Annotated in this window: 13 protein-coding genes; 5 read left to right on the top strand and 8 right to left on the bottom strand. The window is 35.1% G+C overall.

Annotated elements, in window-relative coordinates:
- Positions 1 to 45: 45 nt before the first annotated feature.
- The 6 genes from MV052_RS04985 to MV052_RS04960 form a co-directional block, all read right to left on the bottom strand.
- On the bottom strand, positions 46 to 1,110 hold the full coding sequence (locus MV052_RS04985) for a YeiH family protein (protein WP_297441565.1): 1,065 nt from the start codon (positions 1,108 to 1,110) through the stop codon (positions 46 to 48).
- Positions 1,111 to 1,166: 56 nt separating this feature from the next.
- Positions 1,167 to 4,058, bottom strand: a complete 2,892-nt coding sequence (locus MV052_RS04980; RefSeq protein WP_297441562.1) for a DUF748 domain-containing protein — start codon at positions 4,056 to 4,058, stop codon at positions 1,167 to 1,169.
- A gap of 56 nt (positions 4,059 to 4,114) precedes the next feature.
- Positions 4,115 to 5,575, bottom strand: coding sequence for a cytochrome c oxidase accessory protein CcoG (gene ccoG, locus MV052_RS04975; RefSeq protein ID WP_297441561.1), 1,461 nt, complete (start codon positions 5,573 to 5,575; stop codon positions 4,115 to 4,117).
- A 15-nt stretch (positions 5,576 to 5,590) separates the two neighbouring features.
- Complete coding sequence (locus MV052_RS04970) at positions 5,591 to 6,226, bottom strand: recombinase family protein (RefSeq protein WP_297441558.1); 636 nt, start codon at positions 6,224 to 6,226, stop codon at positions 5,591 to 5,593.
- A gap of 110 nt (positions 6,227 to 6,336) precedes the next feature.
- Complete coding sequence (gene traF / locus MV052_RS04965; protein WP_297441556.1) at positions 6,337 to 7,533, bottom strand: conjugal transfer protein TraF; 1,197 nt, start codon at positions 7,531 to 7,533, stop codon at positions 6,337 to 6,339.
- A 12-nt stretch (positions 7,534 to 7,545) separates the two neighbouring features.
- Positions 7,546 to 8,628, bottom strand: a complete 1,083-nt coding sequence (locus tag MV052_RS04960; RefSeq protein WP_297441554.1) for a hypothetical protein — start codon at positions 8,626 to 8,628, stop codon at positions 7,546 to 7,548.
- A gap of 163 nt (positions 8,629 to 8,791) precedes the next feature.
- On the opposite strand from MV052_RS04960, the gene metH reads away from it, so the two are divergent.
- Positions 8,792 to 12,280 (top strand): methionine synthase, encoded by a 3,489-nt coding sequence (gene metH / locus MV052_RS04955; protein WP_297441552.1) that lies wholly within the window; start codon positions 8,792 to 8,794, stop codon positions 12,278 to 12,280.
- Positions 12,281 to 12,297: 17 nt separating this feature from the next.
- Here the strand turns inward: metH and MV052_RS04950 are convergent, their stop codons facing one another.
- A complete protein-coding gene (locus MV052_RS04950; RefSeq protein WP_297441551.1) occupies positions 12,298 to 12,978 on the bottom strand; it encodes a glucosaminidase domain-containing protein in 681 nt (226 codons plus the stop codon).
- A gap of 152 nt (positions 12,979 to 13,130) precedes the next feature.
- Here MV052_RS04950 and MV052_RS04945 point away from each other — a divergent pair, with 152 nt between their 5' ends.
- The 4 genes from MV052_RS04945 to MV052_RS04930 are packed head-to-tail and all read left to right on the top strand — an operon-like array spanning position 13,131 to position 18,732.
- On the top strand, positions 13,131 to 13,727 hold the full coding sequence (locus MV052_RS04945) for a TetR/AcrR family transcriptional regulator (RefSeq protein WP_297441549.1): 597 nt from the start codon (positions 13,131 to 13,133) through the stop codon (positions 13,725 to 13,727).
- Positions 13,724 to 14,968, top strand: coding sequence for a TolC family protein (locus MV052_RS04940; protein ID WP_297441548.1), 1,245 nt, complete (start codon positions 13,724 to 13,726; stop codon positions 14,966 to 14,968). The genes MV052_RS04945 and MV052_RS04940 overlap by 4 nt, the downstream gene beginning before the upstream one ends.
- Positions 14,968 to 15,684: an HlyD family efflux transporter periplasmic adaptor subunit gene (locus MV052_RS04935; protein WP_297441546.1), complete on the top strand. Its 717-nt coding sequence runs from the start codon at positions 14,968 to 14,970 to the stop codon at positions 15,682 to 15,684. Before MV052_RS04940 ends, MV052_RS04935 begins: the two co-directional genes overlap by 1 nt.
- Before the next feature lie 6 nt (positions 15,685 to 15,690).
- Positions 15,691 to 18,732: an efflux RND transporter permease subunit gene (locus tag MV052_RS04930; RefSeq protein ID WP_297441545.1), complete on the top strand. Its 3,042-nt coding sequence runs from the start codon at positions 15,691 to 15,693 to the stop codon at positions 18,730 to 18,732.
- An 8-nt stretch (positions 18,733 to 18,740) separates the two neighbouring features.
- Here the strand turns inward: MV052_RS04930 and MV052_RS04925 are convergent, their stop codons facing one another.
- On the bottom strand, positions 18,741 to 20,249 hold the full coding sequence (locus MV052_RS04925) for a YifB family Mg chelatase-like AAA ATPase (protein WP_297441543.1): 1,509 nt from the start codon (positions 20,247 to 20,249) through the stop codon (positions 18,741 to 18,743).
- Positions 20,250 to 20,259: the final 10 nt, after the last annotated feature.

Raw genomic sequence — 20,259 nt, 5'->3', positions numbered from 1 at the left:
TTATGTCACTTATTCTTGTCTGGCACTTAAAAGCTTTTACTCCTGCTAAAAAGTAGCAGTTACAAGTTTAGTAATGACAAAACCACCAACTACAAGCCATACAAACATTCCACCAGCTGTATAGAGTGGTGCTAAACCAAGACCTTTAAATTTAGCGAAAATTGTCCCCATACCAAGTGCTGTCATAGCCATAGTTAAAAGGAATGTATCGATTTCATTAATAGTTCCAACAATTGCATGTGGCACTAAATCAAGTGAGTTAAAACCTGCCATAGCAACAAAATATACTGCAAACCAAGGTATAGTAAGTGTTAAGCCACCACCTGCAGCACCACTTCGTTTTGCTTGCATTGAAAGATAAATCCCTAAAATGATAAGCATTGGAGCAATCATAATAACACGTGTCATTTTAACAATAACTGCTGAATTTGCCATAACTTCAGGAGCACCTGGAACAGAAGCAGGGACAGCAACAACTTGTGCTACTTCATGAATAGTTCCACCTACATAGATACCAAACTGCTCAGGAGTCATATGTAAAAAGCCCGTTGCCGGCTCAATAATCGCCGAATAGAGTACAGGATAAAGAAACATTGAAATTGTTCCAAAAAGCACAACCATAGATACAGCTACTGCCGTTTTATGACCTTCTGCTTTAAGTACAGGTTCTGTTGCTAGAACAGCTGCAGCACCACAAACAGAAGCACCTGAAGCTGTAAGCATTGAAGTATCTCTATCCATCTTAAATATTTTAATACCTAAATATGTACCTAAAATAAATGTAGTAGAGAGCATGATAAGTGAAACCATAAAGCCACTCATCCCAACATCCATAATTTGCTGAAATGTAATCCTAAAACCGTAAAATACGATAGCAAAACGTAAGATTTTTTTACCCGAGAATGTGATACCCGTGCTCCATGAACTTGGAATATGATTATGAAGTGTATTTGCGTAAAAGATACCTAAAACGATACCAATTACAAGAGGAGAAATACCAAGTGATTTAACAAATGCTATCTGCGCTATTGCAGTTGCAGCTGCTGCAAAAATTGCAACAAAAATGATACCGTTAATTGTACCACTTCTATTTTCTTTTGAAAATGCCATAATGAACCTTTTAATAAAATTTTAAACTAAAATCGAATTATATCGAAAAAAATTCTCTATTTCGTACTTACACCTAGTTCAAACTTTACTTTAACGAATTTATCTTCATTTACTTCATCTTCAATTTTACTCTTTTGCAGTCTACTCAAAGCTATTTTTTTCTCTACTGACAAATAAGAGATAATACTATGAGCACGTTTTTTTGCAAGTGTTTCTAGCTCTTTTTTACTCACTGGCATGAGTGATTTACAAAGGAGTATAAGTTTATTTCTATACATGAGGGCATATTCATCTGCATCTGTATATTTTTTGGCTAATTCACTTTTGAGTTTTTTAAGTTTTGTATTTTTTGTTCTCTCTTTATATACCTCTTCTAAAGTTGTAATATTCATAACAGTTTGATGCTCTTTTTTGTTTTTTAAGCCACTTTTTTGTAATACTTCGGCTATTAATTTTTCAGTTTGAATTGCCTCTGTATCCATTAAACTATCATAAGCCCCTATTACACTCAAATGCAGTTTTGGACGTTTTTGCATGATACCAGCAAGCTTGTCAAGTTTTTCTCTTTGCATTGGCGATATCAAACTTTTTCCAGCCTCAAATTCTACATATTCTAAAGCTGCGCTATCTATACCCAACATCGAACCTAAGAATTTAAATGGCGATGTTACAGCTTTTGTCACAAGGTTTGTAAAAGTATTCCAGACAACTTTTCCATATTTAAAATCAGGCTTATCTAGATTACCTTCTACTGGCATATCAATGTCTATCACACCCTCATCATCTTCTAAAAGCGCTATAACAAAACCAAGAGGTAATACCGTAACATTCTCATCATCTACCTCATCACCAAGTTCTATATTTTTAATGATAACGTTATTTGAACCATGTAGTTTTGACTTTACTATATCATATCCCAAATCTAAAAACAGCTTACCTGAGTCTATTTTATACCCTGCAAAATTCGCACTGTATCCACTTAAAGAGTTTAAAGCTAAATTTTTAAAGTTAAAATCAATATCCGTATAGGTTCTTGGACTTGCAGTATTGATTCTTCCTTTGAGTTTTGTTGAACCATACTTATCTATCTCTCCATCAATATTTATAAGCGTAATCTCTTTTGGATTGTTTGAAATAGTATAAATAACACCATTTAAATCATGTATATCTGTTTTAAATTTTAAAGGAATTGAAAAATCTTGAAATTTCGCACTCCCATCAGTGACCTTAAGTTGCGCAATCTTTACAGGAAAAGGTTCTTTCTTTACTGCATTTGACTTCTCTTTTTTCTCACTCTTTTTACTTGTTGATTTCTTAACAAGCTTTGAAAAATTCAATATTTTATCTTTATCAATTTTTGCATCAACATAAAATGCATTCATATCAATTGTATCAACATACAATCGATTTGGCATCAATTCTAAAGTAAAGGGTTGCACTGTAATCTCATTTAAAGAGAACAAAAGCGATTTTTCAAGTGTATTATAGATAAATAAAGAGTTCAAAGAGCAAGACCCACTCATCCTCAAATCAGCTTGAGTGGATGACTTTTCATATAAAGTTTTTGCTTTAGCAGAAAAAAACCCATCTTCAACTGCTAGATACGTTTGCTCTTGCAAATAAGGTGTGATCTCTTTTAAGGAGATATCTTTAATCCTGAAAGTACCCTCTTGCCTTAAAGGTCTCTGTCGAATTTTCCCCTCTGTGGCTATCAAACCTTTTTTGTCAATCTGCATTTTTGTATCATATTTTAGCCAACTATTTGCATCACTGTTTATGTTATATAAATTGATACTAATATGATCTATAGAATTTATTGCCGGTTTATCTAAGGCTTCATCCTTCAAGGTGACACTTGAAGATTTAAGAAAAACTCTATCTATAAGAAAAGAAAAAGGAGTCTCTACTTTTGTGCTATTTTGCTCTTTTTGCTCTGTTTTTGGTATATTTACTTTAACATATTCTAGCCAGTCAATCTTTTTTGTTTTACTGCGTTTGACTTTAACATCCAAAGTATCCACTATGATATTTGGGACAACAACACTGCGTTTAAAAGGTTTGATAGTCATATTATTCAAGCTAAACTCTTTTAAATTTAAAATATCATAAGCCTCTAGTTTTGGTTTTAAGCGTAAATCTTTAATAGCAAGAGTTGTATTTTCTAGTTTCGTTGCATTTATGTCAGCACTGTTAAAAGTATAATCTGTATGGAGTGAAATTTGTCCATCTGCCACCTCAATATTTAGCATATCTTTAACATATCGCCACTGAGTATAAAGCTTATTTGCTTCAAAGTTCAAATTACCTTGTATTGCAAGCGGTGCATAATTACGCAAGTTTGAGTGCAAATCAATAAATCCACCATCACCAAGTGAAGCATAAAAACGGAGTTTTCCTTTTGCATTATTTTTCTCGGCAGTGTCTACATCTTTTAAGCTTAAACCTATCTTCTTCACACGCAAATGAAAAGGTTCTCTTAAGGTATTATCTTCAAAGAATAAGCTAGAATCTGTAACTTTGATGGAATCAATAATTATTCTTGGTACAGCAAAGGAGCTATTTGTTTCCTTCTTTGTTGTTGTATTATTCTCTTTTAAAATACAAAGGAGATTAACACTTTTATCTTTTTTTCTAATTAATGCAACATCTAGTCCGCTCAACTCCAGCGCATGAATATGTACTGCTCCATACAAGAGAGAATAGACATCAACATCAAGATAAAATCCCTTTAAGCTCACAAGTGGAGCTGCGTTTAGATCAGTTAGCTCTAATCCAGAGATTTTAAATTTGAATAAAAATGGATTAAAATATATCGAATCAATAGAAACTTTTGTATGGGTGTTTTCTTGAGTAAGCTGAATTATTTGAGGTTTTAAAATAAGGGGAAGAAGTATAAAACCTAAAACACCATAGAGAAGTATGGCATAAATAAATATTTTTTTTAACAAGATAAACTCCACAAAACAATTTTGTAAAGTTTATCTCATAAAATATTAAAGCCTAATTATTTTCCTGCGTTTAAGACTTTCTCTTTTGGAAATACAAAAGTTGTATGTCTAATTACAGAAACTAATTTACTTGGTTTTCCATCTTTATCCAATGCATATGCATGAATCGTAATCGGAATAATCGTATCTTTTCTTTTATCATCTGCTAACAACTCTGTCGTTCTAAGCGTAACAATTTTTTTCTTTTTCACACCAGGAACTACATGAAATGGTTTTGATGGTTTTGCAATTGTAATTTTCCCTTCCATACCTTTTGGAGGTACAACTTCAAAGAAAAATTTCATTTTACTTGCTTCAGTATTTTGAAGTAAGAAAATATATGAGTTCTCCACTATAAACTTATCTGGACTAGGATGTTTTACAGAGTAGAGTCTTGTCTCTTTATTAATATTTAAAAGCATATGCTCTTTTGTTGTACTCATATATGCAAGAGCAACCATAAGCCCTACAAGTAAAACCATATATGCAATAACTTTTGGACGGAAATATTTTGTTTTTCCTTTTCGCTCAACGATCTCATAATCACTTGACCAAGTAACCAAAGAAGGTTTTCCAAGTTTACCCATAACAGTTGTACAAGCATCCACACACTCAAGACAGTTGATACACTCTAGTTGTAAACCTTGACGGATATCAATATGTGTAGGACAAACAGTCACACATTTTTCACAAGTTGTACATTCTGCATTTGGATCAATTGCTTGAAGATCTTTTTGTTTCTCAACCACTTTATGGTGCGTTTGACCATCATTTTCATAAATTTTTCCACCACGATGTTCATCATAGAGTGCCATAATTGTATGTTCATCATAAAGTACTGATTGTACACGAGAGTATGGACATACATAAATACAAAAGTTTTCTTTAAGAAAAACTATATCATAAATCAAAAATGCTGCAATACCAAGAACAAAACCAATCATAGTCATATGATCACCTGGATTACTAAGATATTTGAAAAAATCCTCTGGTGGAACAAAGTACCAAATAAAGTCAGCCCCAGCAATAAGAGCTAAGATAGTCCATAGTAAAATGGCTATAGACTTTTTCACCTTATTTTCAGGTTTCGTCATATCAGGTTCTTGTTGTTTGTTTCCAATACGTTTACGAAGTTTAAGAAGTTTTGTTTCAATCAAATCACGATAAATGACACGAAAAACTGTCTGAGGACAAACCCAACCACAAAAAACACGTCCACCCATTACTGTCATACCAAAAATAGTGATAAACAGTAACATTAACAAAAATGGCATTAAATAAAGTTCTTGCATATCAAAACGTACAAACGCAAGATCAAGTTTCATTTTATCAAAACTTAGTAGAAAGAAATGATGCCCATTTATCTGAATCCACGGTAAAATTAAAGCAACTATAGTTACTATTGAGTATAGATAATATCGCTTGATTCTCCAAGGTGTAGGTATCTCAATACCCTTACTTTTTTTCTTTTCACTCATCCTAAACTCCTCTTTTTATTTTGGACAGACAATAGTATTGATAACTACTTCTTCTGCATTTTCTGAAACTTCTTGTACTAAAGAACCAAAAGCAACCTGCTTTAACTCTCGAGACTCAATGTAATCCTTTAATGAACTTCTACTAACACTTAAGAGTCGTGCCATTTCACTCACACTTTTTCCTTCTTTAATGTACTGTAGAACTTCATTGATGTAGACATCAAACTTAGAACTCGACTTACTTCCTTTTGGACGACCAATTACCCTTTTTGCATTTGCCTGCATTTTTTGACGTAACTGATCCATCAGACCAAGTATCAACATTGCACTACTTTGTTGTGACATTATGACAGAATGTTTTACAAAATGAACATTGTAGTTGTTTTTCATTAAACAACTTACCATTTGAATCAAATCTTCCATATCTGTACTCAAAACCCAAACATCATAAACGAGTAGAGTAGACTCTTGATGTGCTTGAAAATATTTTGTCACATTTGTTCTATCTTCAAGACGTTTGTTTTGAGAGGTATGATCAACTAATTCATCATCTATGATGATATCGTTTACCAAAGCGTATGCATTTATGTGTTGTAATTGTTCGTGTGCCGCGAGAAAGTTTTTATCTGGACGTATGTATGCTAGTACCATTTAACGATAAAACCTCTCTTTATTTTTAATTTCATCGTCATTATAGCTCAAGTTGACGATTAAAGTCAATTATTTTTCCTTTAATCCGTCAAATTTTGTAATTTTCTTTTTTACCAGCCTATTCCGAGTCCTAAAATATATCGTCTATCTTCAAGCTGTCCAATTTCCGAGCCTAATTGTTCTTGGTATGTTGCTAGTTGTAATTTTATTACTGCTAACTGCATATCTAAACCTGCTGTATAGGCACCCTTATAGAGTCCTGCATTTAATGTTGCCATAAACCACATATTGTCGAGCAAACCTAAACTTGCTCCTAAACGTAGATGATTCATTGCATCATATCCTATCTCAGCATTATCATATTGATCTTGTGAACGATAAGGGTTATAATTGCGGATTCTAGCTTGTTGAGAATTAAAAACATCTACATAATCAACAGAAAACTTCAAACTATTTGACCATGAAATTTCTGGAGATACAGAAGCGCCAAGATTTACGCTTAAAGGTTGTGCTCCATAAGCATCAAAATCTAAAGTTCCAATATTCATAACACTTAAACCAATAGCAGGATTCCACGTTTTATTTTGAAATTCATATAATGCCCCAACATCCATAGCAACACCAGAGTTATCTACTTCATAGGTATCTGTAATGTACTGTACCAAATCATCTTTATGTGCAGTAACTTCACCTAAATCCAAACCTGCTTCATATGATTTTTGGTTAATATATTTAAGTGTTACACCTATTGTTACAGAACCATCAAGTGCACCATCAAAAACAGAAGATGATATACCATGATACTTTTTAGCACTAGCAAGAAAAATTCCACCATATGCTCTACTGTGAGTCTCTATAACACCATTTGCGCCACTATTTGCATGTGGAATAAAATTCAAATCAGCTGCCGCAAGGAGCCCAAAAGAGTAAGCAATATCATTTTGTGCATGATAAGAAAACGAGGTGTAATTTGAAATTGTTGCGTTAAACGCATCCCCTGAGTATTTATTGATTGTATCTATGATTTCACTATCTTGGGAATTACTCAAATCATCCATAAATGGTTTAATTTTTTCAGAACCAGACACGGTAACACCAAGAAGTTCTACTTCAACACCATGACTCTTTTTAATCTTAATCAAACCTGCAGGATTTGAAAAAATCGAAGTAGAATAACCACCCACAGCAGTGTTAGCTCCCCCCATACTCATAATACGGGGATCTTTATATAAAAACTCCTGCGTTGACATATCTGCATATACTAATGTGCTCAAAGCAATAACTGATAATGGTAATAATTTTTTCATATTCTTTCCCCTTTACTGTTGTAAATAATCTATAATATCATCAATCGTAATATTCCCATCACGACTACCTGTAATCTCTTCTTTAAAATCTGCAATGCTACTTGTTATGTCTTCATCTCCAGAAACTGCAGCAATAGTGTCAGAACCACCATTTAAAGTATCGACAAGTAAATCTGCAACACTTAATGTAGCATTTAAATCCAACGTAACAGGACATGCGTAACACGCAACCGTTAAATCATTAATAGACCCATCATCATTTTCAATCCCAGCACAAGCAGTTCTATTCCCATCGCTATCACAATACCCATCTGTAATAAGAGTTGTGTTATTTGCATCTCTAACACTACTTTTAGCAAGCCTATAGAATGTACTTGAAGTACCATTCTCTGTATACACTACTTCTATGTGTGTAAATGGATTACTGCTGATATTAATATCTTTTGCTGTTATATTTGTGTCACTTTTAGGTATATAAGTGCTCGTTGTTGCCCATTGCAAAGCATCTAAACTCGCTTGCATATCATATGGAGTTGTATTAGAATCATTACTGATAGAATCTACAACAGCACCAATATCTCCAGTTAAGTAAGTGATAGTATTCGCAGCAGTGATTGTTTTATTAAACCCAATATAAAGACATGCATTTGTTAGACGTGAATCATCCAAATTAGCAATGTTATCTGCACTGCAAAGAGTATTGATATCACTTGTACTATTTTGTTCAATTGCATAAAAAAAGAAATCATTTGCTTTTGTTAACAGAGGTAAAGAGTCTACGTTTTTCTTCTCATCAACACTAGAGATAAATGATGAAAATGCATCTCCATTATCATCAGCATTAATTAACATGTCTGCAATGCTACTTACACTATATCCTGATTTACCCATATATGCTGCTGCAAGGTTCATATTTAAATCACTCGTGGTAAACGCAGTAGAACATTTTCCCTCTAAATCTGTAATAGCATCATCATATCTACCCTCATCTATGGCTTGTTGCACCCCTATTCTACATGTTGTATCATCATTTCCACAACCAGAAAACAATATTGTTGCTGCAATGAATGATGATGTAAGAATTTGTTTATACATAAAATACTCCTCTTTATCTCTTTTCAATTTTTTCAATTTTTTCAATTATAGCAAAGAATATTTTAATTTGAAGTTTTTTATTGTAAAAATATCACAAAGCATTTTTTATGCTCTTCTTAGCTAAAATAACAATACTTATTTTAATATCAAAAAGATTACACATATGACAACAAAACAGTATATTCTAAAAACCATTACAAAACGCCCTCTCATCATCGATGGTGCTATGGGAACGCAACTCCAACAACGTGATGATCAAATACCTAAAGAAGCATGGGAAAATAATGAGGGGTGCAATGAGCTTTTAAATGTTACAGCTCCTGAGATTATGAACGATATTTTTAAAGCTTATCTTACAGCGGGTGCAGATTTTATCACAACAAATACTTTTGGCTCCTTTTCTTGGGTACTTGATGAGTATCAAATTGGCCATCGTGCCTATGAGCTCACAAAAGCCGGAGCAGAACTTGTCAAAAAACAGTGTGAAGCTTTTTCAACACTAGAGCATCCCCGTTTTTGTTTAGGTTCTATAGGACCAGGAACAAAACTCCCATCTCTAGGACACATCACCTACGATGAAATGTATGCAGGATATACAGAATTTTGTCTCGCACTTATTGATGGTGGTGTTGATGTTTTCTTGATTGAAACCGCACAAGATCCACTGCAGATAAAAGCAGCCTTACATGCTATACAAGAGGCTTGCAGACAAAGAGAAGTGCAAATCCCTATCATGGTTTCTGTGACTATTGAACTCAGCGGGACTATGCTTATCGGAACTGACGCTGAAACTATCGCAACAATTCTTGAGCCTTTTGATATTCTCTCCCTTGGATTCAACTGTGGAACAGGGCCAGAGCAGGTACTCAAACATGTCAAAACACTCAGTGAACTCTGGGGCAAACCAATCAGTGTCCATGCCAATGCAGGGCTTCCACAAAACCGTGGTGGCTATACTTACTACCCGATGGGACCGGATGAATTTGTTGCACAGCAAGAGAAGTTTTTAGCCTATGATGGTGTAAGCTTTTTAGGTGGCTGTTGTGGAACTACACCACAGCATATACGTGCTTTAGTGGATAAAGTAACGAGCTATACACCAAAAGCTCCTTCAGGATCACAAGTAAACTCTATCGCATCGCTTTTTAACACAGTGCCTCTTATGCAAGAGCCTGCTCCACTACTTGTTGGTGAACGCTCAAATGCAACTGGTTCAAAAGCCTTTCGTGAACTGCTTTTAGCAGAGGACTACGAAGGGACACTCTCCGTCGCACAGCAACAAGTTCGTGCAGGAGCGCATGTTTTAGATGTCAATGTCGGCTTTGCTGGTCGTGATGAGACTAAAGATATGACAGAAGTCATGGCTATGTATGCCCAAAAAATAGCCCTTCCTTTGATGCCAGATTCTACGCAAACAAAGGGACTTGAAACAGCACTCAAACATATCGGTGGTAAACCTATCCTCAACTCTGTTAACCTAGAAGATGGAGAACCAAAATTTGATGCTGTTTGTCAACTTGCTAAAAAGTATGGAGCGAGTCTTGTTTGTTTGACTATCGATGAAGTTGGAATGGCAAAAACAGTTGAAGATAAGATAAAAGTTGCTGAGCGTATTATCGACCTTGCAACCAATCGTCATGGCATCAAAAAAGAAGATTTGGTTTTTGATGTTCTCACCTTTACACTTGGTTCAGGAGATGAAGAGTACTTTGAAGCTGGTATCAATACCATAGAAGCTATCCGTCAACTGCGTTTGAAACACCCCGAAGTAGGCGCAATACTTGGACTTTCTAACATCTCTTTCGGGCTTGATAAAGATGCACGTCCCTACTTAAACTCAATGTTTCTACACCACTGTGTTCAGGCAGGACTTACCTCTGTTATCATCAATGTCAAACATATCATCCCCCTCAATAAAATTCCAAAAGAAGATCAAGAAATTTGTGATGATTTAATTTTCAACCGTAAACCAAATGGAGAGGCACTTTTTACTTTTATTGAGCATTTTTCATCCAAAGAAGCAGTTGATAATGATGCTGTAGATGAAGCATATCTTGCTATGAATGATGAAGAAAAAATTGCAAAACTTCTTATGGATGGAGATAAAGATAGAATGATTCCTCTTGTTGAAGAGGCACGTCATACTATTGCACCTGAAAAAATTGTAAATGAAATTCTCATTGATGCTATGAAAGTCGTTGGTGAGCTTTTTGGCTCAGGTCAGATGCAACTGCCTTTTGTTTTACAGTCTGCAGAGACGATGAAAAAAGCAGTAGATCATCTCAAACCTTATCTTCCAAAAGTTGAAAAAGAGACAGATACAACACTGATACTAGGAACGGTCAAAGGGGATGTACATGATGTTGGAAAAAATCTTGTTGACATTATCCTCTCAAACAATGGCTATAAAGTTGTCAACCTTGGAATTAAAGTAGAACTTGATAATTTTCTTCAAACACTTGAAACATCAAATGCACAAGCCCTTGGGATGAGCGGCTTATTGGTAAAGTCAACACAAGTTATGCTTGAAAACCTCAACATACTACAAGAAAAAGGCATTAAAATTCCGGTTCTTCTTGGTGGAGCAGCACTTACTCGAGCTTTCATCGATGATTTTTGTCGTCCTGCTTATGATGGCCCCATTTTTTACTGTAAAGATGCCTTTGATGGTGTGACAGCTATGAGCCGTATAGAAGCCGGAAATATGGACACGAACCTTCATCCTGATGCACCTGAGATAGAGCATAAAGAGGTCAAAGAGTATATTATCCCGCCATTTGAAGAGATTAAAATGCCTTCTCGTGATGTAGCTGTTCCAACGCCTCCATTCTGGGGAAGACGTGAGATCAAACTCACACAGCAACAAGTTGAAATGGCCTTTGAGTGGATAAACCATAAAATTCTTTTCAAATCTCGTTGGGGGTATTCCTCAAAAGGTATGACAAAAGAGGCTTATGAAAAACAGCTAGATGAAGTAGTCTGGCCAGCATATGAGAAACTCAAAAAACGTTTCTTAGATGAAAAACTTTTTGATCCAATTATTATCTATGGGTACTGGCCATGTAGAAGTGATGACTCATCTTTACTTCTCTTTCCTGAGAGTGAAGGCTGGTTCAAAGAAGAAGATATCAACCGTGAACCTTTAAGTCAGATTATTGGACGAGCCGAAGAAGTTTTTAATTTTCCAAGACAAAGAAAAAAACCTCATCGTGCCCTGAGTGACTTTTTTCATAATGATAGACATGATGTCACTGCTCTGACCTGTGTTAGTGCAGGAAGCAAGATCAGTGATGCGGAACGTGAGATTTATGATAGAGGTGACTATACAGAGTATTACCAGTTTCATGGTCTTGGTGTCGAACTCGCAGAAGCCCTTGCTGAAATAGCACACAAACAAATCAGACTTGATTTAAACATTGCAAAAGATGAGGGAAATACTCTAGCAGATGTTCGTATGAACAGATATCAAGGAAGCCGTTACTCATTTGGGTATGCAGCTTGTCCCGACTTGGAGCTCAACCGTCCTCTTTTTAATCTCTTAAAACCTGAAGAGTTTGGCATAAAGCTGAGTGAAACATTCCAAATTCATCCTGAGCAATCAACTTCTGCTTTAGTAGTGTATCATCCAGAAGCTACATACTATAACGTATAAGAGCACAAAGTAAAAATTTACTTTGTGTCATATTTTGTAAAATTATTATGTTTGATTACCTGATTTAGCACATTGATATACTCTTGACCTATTTCGGAGTATTTATCAAGTCCCGCTGTAATTTTATACGGATCCTCAGTCTCTAAACGCAGCTTACGAAACTTACTATACGCTTTTCCTTTTGACATAAGCTCATAATACGCACGTATAGAATCTTCAATAGTATCAAATTTTCTAAGCCAAATAGTATGCTTACCACCGCGTTGTTCACTAGCGGCAATCCGTGGCTCAGTAGCTTTTGTACTCCATATACCAAAAACATTATTTGCTTCTTGAAAAAATCTTGATGTTGCCCATGAGCTTTCCATCGCAGCTTGGGCGAGTGTAATGCTAACAGGGTGTGGCTTCAGTCGTGCTAGTAAATCTTCATCACTTTTTGCCCCATACTCTTTTTTGAGTTTTTGAATCTCTTGTTTATTTTGCCCTGTTTTTATATCTTTTACGATTTTCTTATATCGTTGCATAAGTTCTTTATGAACATACTGCACAGCAGGAACAAGTAGGTAATTAAAGCGCTCTTTTTTCTGTTTTGTTGACATATGTTTTGGAATTACATCAGAAGTATAAGTTGGTTTAAAAAGTTTTGTTTCTGTTATACTTGCCCCAATAAGCAAAGCAATCGCCAATAAATACTCCATTATAAACCCTTTTTCAAAAATTTCGTAGAAATTATATCTATACAAGCTTAAGTTCTTACGCAAAAGAAAACTTCACTAATTAATTATTAAGTTATAAAACAGTAAACTAACATAAATGACTGATGGTCAGTCATTATTAATGGAGCAAAACTATGGCAATTATCGTAGATAAAATACAAAAGAAGAGGGATATTGCACTCGCTTGTCAAGAATTATTTGTTAAAAATTCACTCAAGGATTTGACAGTATCAAAGATAGCATCAAATGCAGGTGTGAGTAAAGGCAGTATTTATGACTACTTTCTTAACAAAGAAGAAATCGTCTTTGAACTCCTCAACATCATGCTTGAAGATTACGATGTGATAAAAAAGAAAAAGTTACAAAAAGCACAAACAACGAAAGAGAGAGTGAAAATTTTTGCAGAATTTTTCTATTGTGATGAGACAGCACAACTTAGAGAGATTTACAAAGATTTTATCTCAATCAACCTCAGTTCACCAAATCTACACATGAAAGAGTTTCAAACAACTTGTGTGAACAAATATTTTAACTGGATGTGTGAAATCATTCAAGAAGGTATAGATAACAAAGAGATACTCCCTGAGTCTATCCACCTCGCAAAAGGTCTCTTTGCACTAGGAGAAGGCATGTTTATAGCCGACAGTACAACAAATACAATTGAGGACTTGCAAAAAGAACTCAATGTAAATATAGAGACAATATTTTCTCTTATAGAGGTAAAAAAATGAAAAAAAGCATTGCAACATTTCTTGTTTTAGTTCCTGCCCTACTTTGTGCCCAAAATCTTAAAGAACTTATAGATTTAGCACAAAAACACAATGACTTAGTCACGGCAAAAAAATACAATGAAGCTTCAAAAGCACAAGCGCTTGATTCTCAAAAAAGTAGCTACTATCCAACGGTTGATATTGGTGGTTTTTACAAACGTGATGATGCAGCCACTCCTTTTCAAGCAGGCGATATATACAGTGCCTTTGCCAAAGTAGGTTTTGATATCTATGATGGTGGTAAACGCAGTGCTTTAGTAGATGAAAAAGCACAAACACTCCAATCTGCTGCGTTTGAGACAACTGCATACAAAAAGTCACTCGCATTAGGCATCACACAAGATTTTTTTGCCATTAAGAGTTTGCAAGCTTCACTCAATGCAAGAGAAGAAGCACAAAAAACACTCAAAGCACAACTAGAAAAAATAACAAAATTTTATGAAGCGAAAATGGCAACAATTGATGATGTTCAAAGAGTCCAAGCTGACTACGACACCAATATCTACAATATTGAAACCATTAAGTTTGACATTCTCTCTTTAAAATCAAAACTTGAGCTAACAACAGGTGCAAAAATCAAAAGCTTTGAAGCTACTGCGTTTAAGAAAGAAGAAAACGAAAATTTTGCAACATTAGAAAATATACAAGCCATCATTGCACAAAAAAATGCCATAAATGCAGCTTCAAACGCAGTAGATAGCTTTTACTATCCAAATATACGCATAGAAGACACCTTCTCGGTTTATGGATATGATAGACTTGACCCACAAACAAAAGCCTTAGCAAATCCGCTTGATAATCAAAATAAAATCATGCTTACAGTAAATATGCGTCTTTTTGATTTCGGTCAAATCAGCAGCTCAAAAGAAGCAGTACGCCTCAATGCAAAAGTACTCAATGCACAGATAAACTACCAAACAAAAGAGCAACAAACAGAGTATGAACTCGCAAAAGCAAGGATTGCCACAGCAAAACTCAAGATTTTAAGTGCAAAAAGTGCGCTAAACGCAGCCAAGAGTGCCTTTCATACCATAGAGAAAAAATACAATGCGGGCATAGTTGACTATATCATCTATCTTGATGCACTCACAAAAAAGACAAGTTCAAAAGCACTGTATGAGAGCTCTTTAAATGACTTAGAAGTTGCATATGCAACCTATTACTACTACAGTGGAAAAAATATACAAGAGGAAATAAAATAATGAAAAAAATACTACTTACACTTATCATGTTAGTGAGTCTTACAAATGCTGCTGATGTTTACACAACATTTATCGTCAAAGCAGATAAAGATGCAAATCTCGCTTTTATTGCCAGCGGTATCGTCAATAAAATTTATGTCACGGTTGGTTCTAAGGTAAAAAAAGGTGAAATCTTAGCAGAGCTTCAAAACAGTGACATCAAAGCCATGCTTGAAGTAGCAAAAACTACTTACAAATATGCACAAAAAGATTATGAAAGACAACTCAAGATCAAAAGTCTTATCGATGAAGCAAAATTTGATGCAGTTGCTAACAAATATGAAAGTGCAAAAAATCAACTTGCCTATCAACAAGCCCTCTACAATAAGACCTTTCTTAAAGCACCTTTTACTGGGGTCATCTATGACAAAGAGATAGAGATCGGGGATGCAGTGAGTGGTATGATGCTTCGTACTGCGTTTAAGATTCAAAGTGGATCAAAACGTAAACTACTTCTTTCTTTTGATCAAAAAAACAGAAAACTTGTCAAGGTTGGTGATCTATTTCAGTATAAACTTGACGGAGATACAAAAAAATACAGTGCTAAAATATCAAAAGTTTATCCAAGAGCAAACCTGCAAGATAGAAAAATAAACGCAGAAGTAAAAGCTGATAATTTTCTACCAGGACTTTTTGGTGATGGTTATATACACACACAAACACAAGCAAAAAAGTAGGTTTTTATGTATAAATTAGCAATCAACAGACCTATAACAACATTAATGTACGTTGTTACACTGATGATATTTGGATATATGAGTTTTAAGAGTATGCCCTCAGCACTCTATCCAAACATTGACTTTCCAATAGTCACAGTAAAGACAATATATCCAGGTGCTGAGCCAAGCACAATAGAGTCACAAGTAACAGATAAAATCGAAGAAGCCATCTCTCAAATCGGTGGCGTGGACAGCATCACTTCTACGAGCACAGATGGAGCAAGTATCATCATGGTGAAGTTCTTTTTAGAACGTAACATTGATGAGGCTACTAATGATGTACGTGACAAAGTATCCGCAGTTGATCTCCCAAGAGATGCCAAAACACCACTTGTAAGTAAGCTCGACATCGGGGGAGCTTCCATCATCAATGTCTTCTTAACCGCAAAGAATGATTCTTTAGCAAAGCTTATGATTTTTGCAGATGAAAAAGCCAAACCTGCTTTGCAAAAGATAACGGGTGTGGGTGGTGTCAATATCATCGGATATAGAGATAGAGAGATAAAAATCTTTCCCGATATCGATGCACTCAACAAGTATGGTATCACAGTTCTTGAGCTTAACCGTGCTGTCACAAATGAAAATGTAAAAATTGGTGGTGGAAAACTTATCACGGATAAAAATGAATATATTTTAAAAGTTCATGCCGATGCACTCAGTGTCCAAGATTTACAAAATATGAAAATCAAAGATAGTATCAGACTCAAAGATGTTGCAAGCGTTAAAGATACCCTTAGTGATGCAGACAGTTACTCTTCTTATAACGGCGTTCCTGGTGTTATGCTTGAGATTCAAAAAATTTCTGGCACAAATACCATCGATATCGTCCAACGTGTGAAAAACACTATTCCGAAGTTACAAAAACTAGCAGGAGATAGATTTGAGGTAAAAACATTACAAGACACAACCCCTTTCATCATTAACTCACTTGAAGATGTAAAGTTTGACCTTATTTATGGTGCACTACTTGCAGCTATTATTATTTTTGTTTTTTTACGAAACTTCACTATTACTCTTATTTCAGCACTCTCTATTCCAGCCTCTATTTTAGGTACATTTGCTCTGATGGATGTGATGCATTATGAACTCAACAAGATGACGCTTATAGGATTAACATTAGCTATAGGTATCATTATAGATGATGCCATTGTGGTCATAGAAAACATTTATAAAAAACTTGAATCTGGTATGGGCAAATTTGAAGCCGCTTATGAGGGAACCAAAGAGATGGCTTTTGCAATCTTTGCTATCTCAGCTATGCTTCTTGCAGTTTTTATGCCTGTTTCAAATATGAGTGGAATTGTAGGAAAATTCTTTGAGAGTTTTGCTATGACTGTTGGTTTTGCCATCATTATCTCTTACACCATAGCACTTTCATTTATACCAAGTTTTAGTGCACGTATACTGAACAAAGGCGAAAGTAAGTTTTATAATCTAACTGAGCCTATTTTTGTCTTTATAGATAAGATCTATGCCCTGCTTTTAAAAGTTGTCTTACGCTTTAAAATTGTCACGCTCTTACTTGTTTTAGCTCTTTTTGTTGGTTCGCTTTCGCTCTTTCCAAAAATAGGTATGGATTTTATACCAAAAGAAGATAAGTCCGAATTTGAAGTAAAAATCAAAGCACAACCAGGTATTTCACTAGAGTATATGATACATAAATCAAAAATAATTGAAGATGCTATCAAAAAAAATGACAATGTAGCCTTTACAACTTTAAGTGTTGCTTATAACTCTGCTAAAGAGAAGAATAAAGCCCTTATCTATGTAAAACTCCTCCCAAAAACAGAACGTTCTCTTGGTCAAGAGCAAATCATTCAAAACACCAGAGCAGCGCTCAAGCCTTATGCTGAGGATATGTTTATCACCGCTGCTGCTATTCCTAACATCAAAGGTGCAGGGGTGAGTGTCCCTTATCAAATTGTGCTCAAATCTGACTCTTTTGATTCATTGCAAAAAGCGAAAACAAATCTTGTAACTTATCTCAAAGCAAAAAAAGGTTTTGTAGATGTAGATACAAATCTTGATGACCCAAAACCACAATACAATATAACTATTTTGAGAGAAAATGCAAGTCGTTTAGGCATTAGTGCAACACAAATTGCAAGTGCAATTGCAACAGCTTTTTCAAGTGATATAGAAATATCTCACTTTGAAGAGAATGGAAAACAGTACAACATCACACTCAGATTTGACGATGCAAACCGTCAAAGTCTTAATGATCTCAAAAAGATTCAACTACGCACAAAAAATGGTGACTTAGTCTATCTTGATGGACTTGTAGCAATTTCTAAAGGCGCTTCTCAAGCAACTATTTATCATTATGATAGACAAAGACAAGTGACAGTCTATGCTGATCTTTTTGGACTCGACCTAGGTGGTGCAGTCAACTATACAAATGCAAAGATTGATGAGCTTATGCCAAAAGATGTAACATATAGATTTACAGGATTTGCTGAAGAGATGGCAAAAACAGGAAAAGCTTTTGGTGTTGCCATTGGACTTTCACTTATCTTAATGTTTATTATTTTAGCTATTTTGTATGAGTCACTTATTCAACCCATTATCATCATGTTTGCACTGCCTCTGAGCATCATCGGTGTTATGTTAGCACTCTATTTGAGTCACCTACATTTTTCTCTGTTTGTTATGATTGGGTTTATGCTTCTTATGGGTATGGTTGGGAAAAATGCTGTTTTACTTGTAGACTTTGCAAACCTAGCTATCAAAGAGGGTAAAAATGCCGATGAAGCACTGCTTGAAGCTGGAGAAAAAAGACTTAGACCAATTCTTATGACAACTTTTGCTATGGTTTTTGCAATGCTACCTCTAGCACTAGGTGACGGACTAGGAAGTGAAACAAAAGCACCAATGGCTATTTCTATTATCGGTGGACTTATAAGTTCTATGATTTTAACACTCTTTATTGTGCCTGTTATCTACAAACTTATCAACCCCATAGACGCATGGCTAAGAAAATGGTATGAAGTAGGAAAAGTTTCTTAAAACTTTTCTTATCTTCTTCTATAGGAAATTGCTTCTAAAATATGCTTTTGTGATATGATTTGTGATTTTTCTAGGTCTGCAATAGTTCTAGCGACTTTTTGTACCTTTTTTATGCTACGAAAAGAGAGTCCAAATCTAGTTATTGCCATTTCTAAAGTGTTTTTTGCCTCCTCATCCATTGGGCAATACTTTTGAATTTCATTATCTTTCATCACTGCGTTTAGACTCTCTTGACCTCTTTGTTTAGCAAATATATGTGCTTCCACTACCATTTTATGCATCTCTTTTGATGAAAAACTTGGCTTATCTTCTGCGTTTACATTTTGCATTACTACATTCAAATCGATTCTATCAAGAAATGGATCAGAGAGTCTATTTTTGTATCTTTGAATTTCCAAATCACTACAACGACACTCTTTATGGCTATCTAATAAATTCCCACAAGGGCATGGATTCATCGCTCCAACAAATAAAAACTTGGCAGGATATTCTACTTTAGAATTTACACGCGAGATACGAATCTTGCCATCCTGCATAGGCTCTCGTAAAGATTCTAGAACGCCTTTAGAAAAATGTGGTAACTCATCAAAAAATAAAATACCGTTATTTGCAAGACCAACTTCACCAATCTTGGCTTTGTGACTTCCTCCACCGAAAATACTCGCACTTGTAGAACTATGATGTGGATTTGTAAAGGATCTACGTGGTTTAAATGTAGGTTCATACCCTTCAAGCACTTCAAGCTTAGCTACATCCAGTATCTCGCTAGCAGTCATCGGCGGTAAAATATAACGCAGCCGTGAAGCTATCATACTTTTACCGCAACCAGGACTTCCCTCAAAGATAATGTTATGAAATCCAGCAGCTGCAATTAAAGCTGCCCGTTTTGCCACTTCTTGCCCTTTGACATCAATAAAATCTTCTTCATACTCTTTTACATAATAATACTTTTCTCCAGTAAGTTCATAAAAAGGATAAGCAATTTCACTTTGTGCAATACTAGGTTGATGATTTTCTTGATTTTTTAATATATCTACTGCTTCATTTAATGTCTTCACCCCATAAAAAGAGACATTTGGTATCTTGGAGAGCTTCTGCAGAGATTCATACGGGACTATAGCTTTGGATATTAAACCTTGATTTGCCAAAGAAAGGATGAGAGGATAGAGTTGAATATTTTCTTTGACACTCCCATCAAGACCGAGTTCACCAAAAACAAACCACTCATAAAAATCTTCTGCACTGTCATGAAGTAAAATTAGAACTGCCATACTCAAGTCAAATTGAGAACCAGATTTTGCAAGTTCTGAGGGCGCGAGTAAAAAAGTTATCCGTTTGGGAGGAAATGAAAAGTCATTACTTAAAAGTGCAGATTTGACTCTCTCTTTTGATTCTGTAATCGCAGTAGAAGCCATACCTACAATGGAAAAAGAAGGAAGCCCTTTGGTTAATGTAGATTCTACATCAACGACCTTAGCATCAACACCTTCGTACGTTGCACAACGGACTCTTTTCATAACAGCAACC

It is taken from the genome of Sulfurimonas sp. (assembly GCF_026988655.1).
GTDB lineage: Bacteria > Campylobacterota > Campylobacteria > Campylobacterales > Sulfurimonadaceae > Sulfurimonas.
This window is presented reverse-complemented; position numbering and strand designations above follow the sequence as displayed.

Bases quoted from the DNA above. Each gene is read 5' to 3' on its own strand.
- MV052_RS04985 (WP_297441565.1), bottom strand. From the start codon at position 1,110: ATGGCATTTTCAAAAGAAAATAGAAGTGGTACAATTAACGGTATCATT.
- ccoG (WP_297441561.1), bottom strand. From the start codon at position 5,575: ATGAGTGAAAAGAAAAAAAGTAAGGGTATTGAGATACCTACACCTTGG.
- MV052_RS04970 (WP_297441558.1), bottom strand. From the start codon at position 6,226: ATGGTACTAGCATACATACGTCCAGATAAAAACTTTCTCGCGGCACAC.
- traF (WP_297441556.1), bottom strand. From the start codon at position 7,533: ATGAAAAAATTATTACCATTATCAGTTATTGCTTTGAGCACATTAGTA.
- MV052_RS04960 (WP_297441554.1), bottom strand. From the start codon at position 8,628: ATGTATAAACAAATTCTTACATCATCATTCATTGCAGCAACAATATTG.
- metH (WP_297441552.1), top strand. From the start codon at position 8,792: ATGACAACAAAACAGTATATTCTAAAAACCATTACAAAACGCCCTCTC.
- MV052_RS04950 (WP_297441551.1), bottom strand. From the start codon at position 12,978: ATGGAGTATTTATTGGCGATTGCTTTGCTTATTGGGGCAAGTATAACA.
- MV052_RS04945 (WP_297441549.1), top strand. From the start codon at position 13,131: ATGGCAATTATCGTAGATAAAATACAAAAGAAGAGGGATATTGCACTC.
- MV052_RS04940 (WP_297441548.1), top strand. From the start codon at position 13,724: ATGAAAAAAAGCATTGCAACATTTCTTGTTTTAGTTCCTGCCCTACTT.
- MV052_RS04935 (WP_297441546.1), top strand. From the start codon at position 14,968: ATGAAAAAAATACTACTTACACTTATCATGTTAGTGAGTCTTACAAAT.
- MV052_RS04930 (WP_297441545.1), top strand. From the start codon at position 15,691: ATGTATAAATTAGCAATCAACAGACCTATAACAACATTAATGTACGTT.
- MV052_RS04925 (WP_297441543.1), bottom strand. From the start codon at position 20,249: ATGAAAAGAGTCCGTTGTGCAACGTACGAAGGTGTTGATGCTAAGGTC.